The organism is Mucilaginibacter sp. P2_D11, from assembly GCF_056404435.1.
This window is the reverse complement of sequence record NZ_JBFUEA010000015.1, coordinates 23959-34204: the sequence shown is the minus strand read 5'-3', so window position 1 is coordinate 34204 and position 10246 is coordinate 23959. Positions and strand designations below refer to the sequence as shown.

The window sequence follows — 10246 nt, the reverse complement described above, 5'->3', positions numbered from 1 at the left end:
AGCAGGCGAATGCCCTGTGGCTTTAACTATTAATAAATTGAGCGGTTGTTGTTTTTCCCGGCTGTACTTTTTCGCCAATAAATACTATCTTTCTGGTGTTTGATTGGCATGCAAGCGCAACAGCGGTATGGCAACCATACAACCATAAACCTACGCAACGCACAATAAACACTTATGGATTTCCACACCCGCTACAAATACAACCTAAAGACCGATTTGCTGGGCAAAGGCGGCTTTGCACGTGTGTATCGCGCGTGGGATAATGTGTTAGACAGGACCGTAGCGCTGAAGATTTTTAATACCGAAACCTCTGCCAGGTACGACCTCATTAGCGAGATAAAGAAGGCCATCAAACTAGAACATCCCAACCTGTGCCGTTTTCACGATGTAGCTATCATAAACGAAACCAACCGCTGGGGCGAGGAAGAAAAGCTACAGATAGGCATTATGGAATACATCGACGGCGGCGACCTCAAAACCTATTGCAAAGCTAACCCGGGCCACTTTAAAAAACTACTTAAGGATGTGCTGCTGGGCTTGGCTTACTTGCACGATAATGGCATCATCCACCGCGATTTGAAGCCCGAGAATATCCTGGTGAAGAATACGCCCAACGGCCCGGTGGCCAAGCTTGCCGATTTCGGGATCAGTAAGGATACGGCCAACAGCCTCGGCCAGTCCTCGCGATTGGCAGGCACCCCGGAGTTTATGGCTCCCGAGCAGTTTAACCCGGCAGACTACGGCATCAATGGCAAAATAGGCAACAACCTCGATTTGTGGAGCTTTGGGGTAATGGTATATGGCATGGTGGCAGGCAAGCCGCTTTTTAAAGGCAGCTTTGAGGAGGTGATGCCTGCGATATTGCGCCGCGAAGACCTGCAGCCCAGGTTAATGGGGCTACCTCATCCCTATGGCAGGTTATTGAGCCGCTGCCTGGTAAAAGATGCCCGGCACAGGGCACAAGGCGCTACCGAATTGATAGGGCTTTTGGAGGAGCCTGCCACTGAAATACCATCTCCACAAAAGCCGCCCGTGCCCAAGCCAATGCCGCGGCCGCAAATTACGCCCGAACCCAAACAAGAGCCCCGGTTACCCACCCCGCCAGCGCCGGTGCGAAAGGAAATCAAGGTTGCTAATGAACCGGTGTCCGACACGGTAACCGGGCGAACGCCGGCAGATACGATTGATAAGCGGAAGCTCATTGTGCGCACCATCCCACCGGCCAAACGCAAATCGAAGGCGGGAGTAACCATCGTAGTAATCCTTGTGACAGTATTTTTGGCACTGGTAGGTTATAACTATGCACTGCAAAACAATGCCGGTGCGTCGCCTTCTTTTGCGAACGACCCGGATACGCTGGGCATTGATAAAGACGATTCTTTAAAAGTATATAAAGAAACGAAGCCCCTTGGGCCGAAGCCCGCGCATCCAAAACAAGATAGCCCGAAAACTGCAGCGGAGCCTGGCAACAAGGCGCAGGACAAGCCTGCGCCAGGTGCGTACGACTATACCGGGAAATTTCATGCAGGCCTGGCTGTTGTGAGTAAAAATAAGAAATACGGGTTTATAGATAAGGACGGGAAACTGGTGATACCGCTTGAGTATAGCGATGCCGATAATTTTAATGATGGCTTAGCCAGGGTTATGCTGAACGGGCAATATGGGCTTATTAATACTCAGGGGGAGATAGTCCTTCCCATCGTTTATGATGATATAAATAGCCCGGGCGATGGGCTCCGCATTGTTACCCTGAACCAAAAATCGGGTGCCGTTGATAATACCGGGCAATTGGTGGTACCGATAAAGTACGATTACATCAGCACTTTCAGAGACGGAACTGCGCAAGCTTTCATAGGCGCAACAGGATTTTATATCGACAAACATGGTAACACGAAGTAATTGCCCCATGGCAAAATCCCCGATTTTAACAATCCCGTGGCTTTAGTACGCGCTGTTTTTGCAGATATTTGCGCGCAATCCAAAGCGCATCACCGTGAAAAACGCAAAATATTACCTGGCCGCTATTAGCGCATACGCCACCTGGGGCTTTTTTAGCCTGGTGCTTAAACCGCTTAAGGCCTATGCTTCGGTTGATATTTTGTTTTACCGCATTTTCAGCTGCGCTATACTGATGCTGCTGATTACCGCGCTTTTCAAACGCAAAGCCCTGGCCGATGCGGTGGCGAGGTTCGGGGCGCTGCCCGCTCCGCAAAAACGCAGCGTGGCCCTGCTCAACATAGGCGGCAGCGTGTTTTTAAACATCAACTGGTTCTCGTTTATTTATGTGCTCAACCATGTCAGCATCAAGGCAACTTCGCTGGCTTATTTGGTTTGCCCCATCTTAACCACCTTGCTGGCCTTCTTTTTACTGCACGAAAAACTGAGCAAACCGCAATGGGCCGCCGTAGCGCTAAGCATTGCCGGCTGCCTGCTATTATCCTACGCCGATATTATGGATATGGTGTACGGCGTCATCATCGGCCTTACGTATGCCCTGTACCTGGTGAGCCAGCGTAAGAATACCGGCTTCGATAAGTTTATTTTGCTCACGTTCCACATTGTGCTGTCGGCCATTTTGTTGCTGCCCTTTTACCCGGCCTACAGCGGCCCCGTACCTACCGAAACCCACTTTTGGGTGTACATAGAAGTTATAGCGGTAGCCTTTACCATCATCCCCCTGTTTTTGAACCTCTACGCCCTCAAGGGACTCAACTCTTCTACCGTGGGCATGCTGCTCAACATCAACCCCATCATTGCGTTCGTACTGGCCAGTGTGGTGTACCACGAGCATATCAGTACGCTGCAACTGGCAGCCTATTGTATCATATTCATGGCGGTACTGGTGTTTAATGCGCAAATGTTTTTCAAGCCGAAAGCGGTAGGGGAACCAGCTTCTGCCTAAAGCCGAATCCGCAAAACAAATAAATCAGGCTATCCTTTAATCAGGAAAATCATGGTTCAGACATTCATCAGCGAAATCATTTAATCATTAAAATCAGCGGTTCAGGCTGGAAATTCCTGTAAAACCATAGCTAACCCTGTACGATTTATTGGAAAAAGCTGGAAATTTTTTTCGGCCCGTAAACACACGTTTTAGCTATAAACCGCCATTCCATGCAAATTTCGCACTTTTCAGGTCGGCGACGAAAACGCGCTAAAAACACCGAAAAGCACAGAAAAACACAGATTTTTGAAGGTATTTTGGCAAATTTAAGCAGGTAAAAAAGACATAAAACCGGCATCGATGGTGTTCGCGGGCGGGTCTAATTTCGCCTGATTTTTCCAACATTTCTATAAAATAAAACTGGACAAACTCCACCCATCAAAACCAGCGTTTTTGCGGCGTCCGCAGGGCGAAAATTTTACATAAAACCACAATTCGCGCCGGGGCTAACCGTATGAAACACCGCTTGTTTTGCATATATTTGCGAAAATTTTTAGTATAAACGCGGCCTGCGCAAACCCATGGCTGCCTTATACGTTTTCCAAAGCATATATGAGCGAAAAAACAATAGACCTGGGCGAGCAAAGCGAAGTAGAAGTGTACGGTGCCCGGGTGCATAACCTCAAAAATATAGACGTGTCGTTCCCACGAAATAAACTGGTGGTAATCACCGGGTTAAGCGGCAGCGGCAAGAGTTCGTTGGCCTTCGATACCATTTATGCGGAGGGTCAGCGCAGGTATATGGAAACGTTTTCGGCCTACTCGCGCCAGTTCATGGGCGGCATGGAACGCCCTGACGTTGACAAGGTTAGCGGACTTAGTCCGGTTATTGCCATCGAGCAAAAAACCACCAGCAAAAACCCGCGCAGTACGGTAGGTACCATTACCGAGATATACGATTTTATGCGCCTCCTCTTCGCCCGCGCAGGCGATGCCTATAGCTATACCACCGGCGAAAAAATGGAGCGCATGAGCGAGGACCAGATCCTGCGCACCATCATGGAGAAGTTTCAGGGTCAGCCGGTTAACATTATGGCCCCTGTGGTAAAAGCCCGTAAAGGCCACTACCGCGAGCTATTCGAGCAGATACGCAAGCAGGGCTACCTGAAGGTGTACATAGACGGCGCCATTGCCGATATCGAACCCAAAATGCAGGTGGACCGCTATAAGATCCACGATATCGACATCATAGTAGATCGCCTGGTGGTGACCGAGGATGACAGCAAACGCCTTTACCAATCTGTACAACAGGCACTTAAAATAGCCAAAGGCATCATCCGCATAGCGGATAAGGATAACAATGTGGCTTACTTCAGCAAGTTCCTGATGGACCCGGTATCGGGCATATCCTACGATGAACCGCAGCCGAATACCTTTTCGTTCAACTCACCCTACGGCGCCTGCGAAAAGTGCAACGGCCTGGGCTATATCTTCGAGGTGGATGAAGCATCGGTGATACCAAACCCTAAGCTTAGCATTACCAACGGCGGCCTTGCCCCTATAGGCGAATACCGCGAAACCTGGATATTCCAGGTATTGAAGGCCTTAGCAAAAAAATACGAGTTCAGCCTCACAACCCCTATAGAGAAACTAACCCGCGAGCAGCTGGATATCATCCTGAACGGCTCGCCGGATACGATAAGCGTTGCCGTTGAATACAACAAGTGGAACGTACAGAACTACCAGATCACCTTCGACGGTATCATCCGCATGCTGGAAGAGCAGCAGGAGCGCCGCAACGACGAAGGCATGGACGATATGGAGAACTACCGCGTGCTGCGTACCTGCCCCACCTGCGAAGGCGCAAGACTGAAGAAGGAGTCGCTGCATTTTAAGGTGGATGAGAAGAACATCTTCGAGCTGGCTACTATGGATATCACCACCCTAAACCAATGGTACGAGGGACTGGAGGACCGCCTCAGCGAACGGCAGAACATGATAGCCAAAGAGATATTGAAAGAAATCCGCGCCCGTATAGGCTTCCTTTTGGATGTTGGTTTGAGCTACCTAACGCTTGACCGTACGGCTAAAACGCTCTCAGGTGGCGAGGCACAGCGTATCAGGCTGGCTACGCAAATTGGTTCGCAATTGATGAACGTGATGTACATTTTGGATGAGCCGAGCATCGGCCTGCACCAGCGCGATAATGAGCGGCTGATAAACGCCCTAAAAAACCTGCGCGACCTGGGCAATACCGTATTAGTGGTAGAGCACGATAAAGACATGATTTTGGAAGCCGACCATGTGATAGACATGGGCCCGGCAGCCGGCGTTCACGGCGGGCAGATAGTAGCACAAGGCACCCCGGCCGAACTGATGGCTCACCATACCCTCACCACGCAATATATCAACGGCGAACGCGAGATCGCCATCCCCAAAAAACGCCGCGAAGGCAACGGGAAAACCCTGAGTCTGAAAAAAGCCACGGGGCATAACCTGAAGAAAGTTTCGGCAGATTTCCCGTTAGGGAAACTGATTGGCATAACCGGGGTATCGGGCAGCGGTAAATCCAGTTTGATAACGGAAACACTGTACCCTATCCTGAATCACCATTTTTTCCGTGCCAAAAAAACACCGCTCCCTTACGATAAAATTGAGGGGCTGGAGAATGTTGACAAGGTAATTGAGATAGACCAAACCCCGATAGGCCGTACGCCAAGGAGCAACCCGGCTACCTATACCGGCGTATTCTCGGATATCCGCAACCTATTTGTGGCCCTGCCCGAATCGCGAATACGGGGGTACAAGCCGGGCCGTTTCTCGTTCAACGTAAAAGGTGGCCGTTGCGAAACCTGCCAGGGCGCGGGCCAAAAGGTGATAGAAATGAACTTTTTACCGGATGTACAGGTGCCCTGCGAAGAATGCGGCGGTCGCCGTTACAACCGTGAAACTTTGGAAGTGCGCTACCGCGGCAAATCCATCAGCGATGTGTTGGATATGAGTATCGAGGATGCTACGCCGTTCTTCGAGCATATCCCGGCCATCTACCGAAAGGTGAAAACCTTATTTGATGTGGGCCTGGGGTACATTACGCTGGGGCAATCCTCTACAACCCTATCCGGCGGCGAGGCGCAGCGAGTAAAACTGGCTACCGAGTTATCTAAAAAAGACACCGGCAATACCTTCTATATACTGGATGAGCCCACGACCGGCCTCCACTTCGAGGATATCAACGTGTTGCTGGGCGTAATAAACCAGTTGGTTGATAAAGGCAATACGGTATTGGTGATAGAGCACAACCTCGACGTAATCAAAGTGGTTGACCATGTGATAGACCTTGGCCCGGAGGGTGGCTTGGGTGGTGGTAAGATCCTCTTCAGTGGCACGCCCGAAGGCCTGTGCAAAGTGAAGGAAAGCTTCACCGGGCAGTTCCTGAAAAAGGAAATGGGGATAAAATAAAGGATAACCGCTATATTGTGGATGGAAATGACGCGAAGCAAAAAAATTCTGTCCGCAATTATACTGCTGTTGGCGGCAACGGCAGCTTTTGCTGTTACGCAGGATGATGATACCTTCCTCAGTTACCGGGTCGACCCAAAAAAGCAGGAGCTAAAACTCTACTGGCAGGATGCAAGCGGGCAAAATTTCGGCAGCATCCAGAACCTGAAGACTGCCGTCGAAAAGGAAAAGAAGCAGTTATTATTCGCCACAAATGGTGGCATGTACAAACCTGGTGGTTCGCCGGTAGGCTTGTACATTCAAAATAAAGTAACCCTCTCGCCATTGGATACCACCACGGCAAGCGGCAATTTTTACCTTAAGCCTAATGGCGTATTTTACCTCACCACGGATAATACCGCAGCTATCTGCACCACGCCCGAGTTTAAAAATAATGGCAAAATAAAGTACGCCACGCAATCGGGCCCCATGCTGGTTATCAACGGGCAAATCCACCCGGCTTTTAAGGAGGGCTCACCAAATAAGAACATCCGCAACGGCGTAGGCATCATGCCTGATGGCAGCGTGCTATTCGTGTTATCCAAACAACCCGTAAACTTTTACGATTTCGCTGATTACTTCAGGAAGATGGGCTGTAAGAACGCACTGTATTTAGATGGGTTCGTGTCGAAGGCCTACCTACCCGAAAAGGATTGGCTGCAGTTGGACGGTGAGTTTGGGGTGGTGGTGGGCGTAACGGGGAGGTAAATCCTACCGATAAAAATCCGATATTGCCAATCGAAACGACAATATGAGCTTCACAGACAAACTTCAGGAAATCGATAATCTTCAAGCCGCGATAGAAGGGCATGGACAAATTCCTGTGGCTTTGCTCAACAAAATCAACTATAAGCTGCGTTTAGAGTGGAACTACACCTCTAACAGCATGGAAGGCAACAGCCTCACCAAACGCGAAACACGTACGGTGATGGTGGGTGTGGTAAGCGTAAACGATAAGCCTTTAAAAGATATTCTCGAAATAAAGAATCACGACGACGTGATCAACACCATTATGCGCATGGGCAAAGGCGAACTTAATATAGCCGAAAGCCGCATACTCGATATCCATAAAGGCATCATGTACGAGGATGACCCGGAAAAGCGCAAGCATATCGGCCAGTGGAAAACGATAGATAATTACCTTTATAACTCCCGCGGCGAACGTTATGATTTCGTTTCTCATACCGATGTTCCCGAAAAGATGCAAGAACTGGTTAATTGGGCCAACGCCGAAAAGGAGAAGATTGCCCGCAATGCAAAAGGCGCAATCCACCCCATAGAGTTAGCATTGAAATTCCATATCGAATATGTTAATATCCACCCTTTTTACGACGGCAACGGGCGTACCGGGAGGATTTTATCAAACCTTATCCTGATATCTTATGGATACCCGCCTTTTTATATCAACGAGAACGAGCGGAATACTTACTATCAATACCTAATGGATATACAAACCTGTGGAGGTGAACCCGACCTGTTTTACGAATTTATGGCGGGGTTGGTATTGCGGTCGTTGCAGTTCACAGCGGACGTGATTGGAGGGAAGGATATGCAGGAGAGCAATTAATGTAGCTGCCGTTAAATTGTTATTAAGCATGATATTTAAACCAGAAAAAACAGAATTAATTTCGAATTGGGACTTTCAACTCGATGCATTTAAAGGCAATTTCTATAATCCTGCAATCCAACATTACACGGACGTGCCAGATTGTCCTGGAAATTATATCATATGTTTAAATAAAGGTAGTGAGTTAGCTTTTGATGCTGAACTTATTTATTCGCTTTTTGACGGTAGAAAAGTTATTTATACAGGAATTTCAGGAGTAAGTCTTAGAAATAGAGATGTTAAACAACATTTTATCGGCAATAATGCAGGTCGTTCTACCTTAAGATTAAGCATAGGAGTTTTACTTGGGTATGAACGTATATATCGAGACAAAAATGGCGCACGAAACAAGTATAAATTTAGACTTGATGACGAAGTCAAATTATCTAAATGGATGAAAGAAAATTTGACAATGTATTATATATGTACGGCCCATTTAATTGAAATAGAAAACTTTTTAATTGAGAAGCTCAACCCGCCATTAAACATTAGTAAAAACCACAATTTCGGTAATATCAATTTCAGGAAAAAACTATCTATGCTAAGGACATCCCAGGTAATTGATCAAGTAAATGATACGATAGAATTTCGGAAAAAGAAAGATGAAACAAGTCCCGATAAATTGTCGGTGAAGAATATCTTAAGGACCATTGCATTTTATACATGCTTTTCAGGTTTTTAGATTTTATAACAAGTAGTTGACTCCCCTCCCAAACAATTCCTCAAAATCCTACCTTTAGCATTATATGCTACCCTTACTAATTGCCTCCCAAATCCGCGAAGCGGATGCTTATACTATAGCGCATGAGCCTATCTCCTCTATCGATTTGATGGAGCGGGCATCCAAGGCGTTTGTGGGCTGGTTCATCAACCATTTTGCCGATAAAAGCAAGCGCATATCGGTTTACTGCGGCACGGGCAATAATGGCGGCGATGGGCTGGCTATCGCGCGTTTGCTATATGAGCATGGCTATAAAAACATCGATATCAAAATCATCCGCTTTAGCGATAAAGCCAGCGACGATTTCAATGCAAATCTCGCCCGCATCGGTAAAATATCCATTGCCGAAATAAAGCCCGGCGATACCTTCCCCGATGAAGGATGCGACATCCTGATAGATGCCATACTGGGCAGCGGACTCAATAAACCTTTAACGGGCGATTATGAAAAGCTGGTAGCGCATCTGAACATACTGGACACCACCATCGTTTCGGTAGATGTACCCACCGGGTTCTTTACCGATGGCGAGATACCTGCCGATGCAACCGCAATCAAATCGGCCTTAACCATTACCTTTCAGCAGCCCAAGGTGAATTTCTTGCTGCCCGAATCGGGGCCGTATATCGATTGCTGCGAGGTGGTTAAGATTGGCCTTAGCGAAGCGTTTATCAATTCATCAGATACGTCCTATCAACTGGTAGAAGAAGCGGACGTTCGTAACCTGCTAAAACCTCGCAAACGTTTCAGCAATAAAGGCACTTACGGGCACGCCCTAATTATTGCAGGTAAAAACGAAACCATGGGGGCTGCCCTGCTATCGGCATCGGCGTGTGCGCATGCGGGTGCGGGACTTACTACGGCCTGCATCCCGCAAAGCGGATTGGTCGCCCTCAATAGTTACCTGCCGGAGTTGATGGCTATCATCCGCAAGGACGGAAACACACCCGATATTGAATGGGATAAGTTCAGCACCATAGCCATTGGGCCGGGACTTGGCAAAGATACCGAGGCTCTAAAGCTGCTAAAGGCCGTCCTCAAGAATTATAAAAAACCTATAGTGGTTGATGCAGATGCACTAAACCTGTTATCAGAAAATAAAACTTTGCTCAAAAAACTCCCCGCAGACAGCATACTTACCCCGCATATGAAAGAGTTCGACAGGCTTTTTGGCGCGCATGCCAACTGGTGGCAGCGCTTGCAAACGGCTAAAGAAAAGGCTGTGGAATTGGGTATTTGCATTGTACTGAAGAATAATTGCACCATTACCGCTACGCCCGATGGCATGCTGTACTTTAACCCAACCGGCAACGCTGCAATGGCAACAGGGGGTGTGGGCGATGTATTGACAGGTATTATTACCGCATTATTGGCGCAAAAATATACGCCGAAACAAGCTTGCATATCAGGGATTTACATTCACGGAAAAGCCGGCGATGAACTTGCCCTGCCCAATCGCATGCATGTTGCCCTCCCCGGAGTGATTATACAGCAACTGCCCATTACTATGGCAAAATTGAATGCATAAAAAAAGGGATGT

At 48.0% G+C, this 10246-nt stretch carries 7 protein-coding genes; all 7 read left to right on the top strand.

Annotation, left to right across the window (positions count from 1 at the left end; genetic code table 11):
- Window positions 1–174 precede the first annotated feature (174 nt).
- The 7 genes from AC1DXC_RS21460 to AC1DXC_RS21430 all read left to right on the top strand — a co-directional run bounded on the left by AC1DXC_RS21460 (window position 175) and on the right by AC1DXC_RS21430 (window position 10234).
- Window positions 175–1899: a protein kinase domain-containing protein gene (locus AC1DXC_RS21460; RefSeq protein ID WP_477461237.1), complete on the top strand. Its 1725-nt coding sequence runs from the start codon at window positions 175–177 to the stop codon at window positions 1897–1899.
- Between the two features lie 94 nt (window positions 1900–1993).
- Window positions 1994–2902, top strand: a complete 909-nt coding sequence (locus AC1DXC_RS21455) for an EamA family transporter (protein ID WP_477461236.1) — start codon at window positions 1994–1996, stop codon at window positions 2900–2902.
- A gap of 594 nt (window positions 2903–3496) precedes the next feature.
- Entirely contained in the window at window positions 3497–6343 is a 2847-nt protein-coding gene (gene uvrA / locus AC1DXC_RS21450; protein ID WP_477461235.1) for an excinuclease ABC subunit UvrA, read from the top strand.
- 21 nt (window positions 6344–6364) lie between these two features.
- A complete protein-coding gene (locus AC1DXC_RS21445) occupies window positions 6365–7090 on the top strand; it encodes a phosphodiester glycosidase family protein (RefSeq protein ID WP_477461234.1) in 726 nt (241 codons plus the stop codon).
- A gap of 43 nt (window positions 7091–7133) precedes the next feature.
- The gene (locus tag AC1DXC_RS21440; RefSeq protein WP_477461233.1) at window positions 7134–7949 is read left to right on the top strand and encodes a Fic family protein; all 816 of its coding nucleotides are present in this window, start codon (window positions 7134–7136) and stop codon (window positions 7947–7949) included.
- A gap of 28 nt (window positions 7950–7977) precedes the next feature.
- Window positions 7978–8670 (top strand): GIY-YIG nuclease family protein, encoded by a 693-nt coding sequence (locus AC1DXC_RS21435; protein WP_477461232.1) that lies wholly within the window; start codon window positions 7978–7980, stop codon window positions 8668–8670.
- Between the two features lie 64 nt (window positions 8671–8734).
- Window positions 8735–10234: an NAD(P)H-hydrate dehydratase gene (locus AC1DXC_RS21430; protein ID WP_477461231.1), complete on the top strand. Its 1500-nt coding sequence runs from the start codon at window positions 8735–8737 to the stop codon at window positions 10232–10234.
- Window positions 10235–10246: the final 12 nt, after the last annotated feature.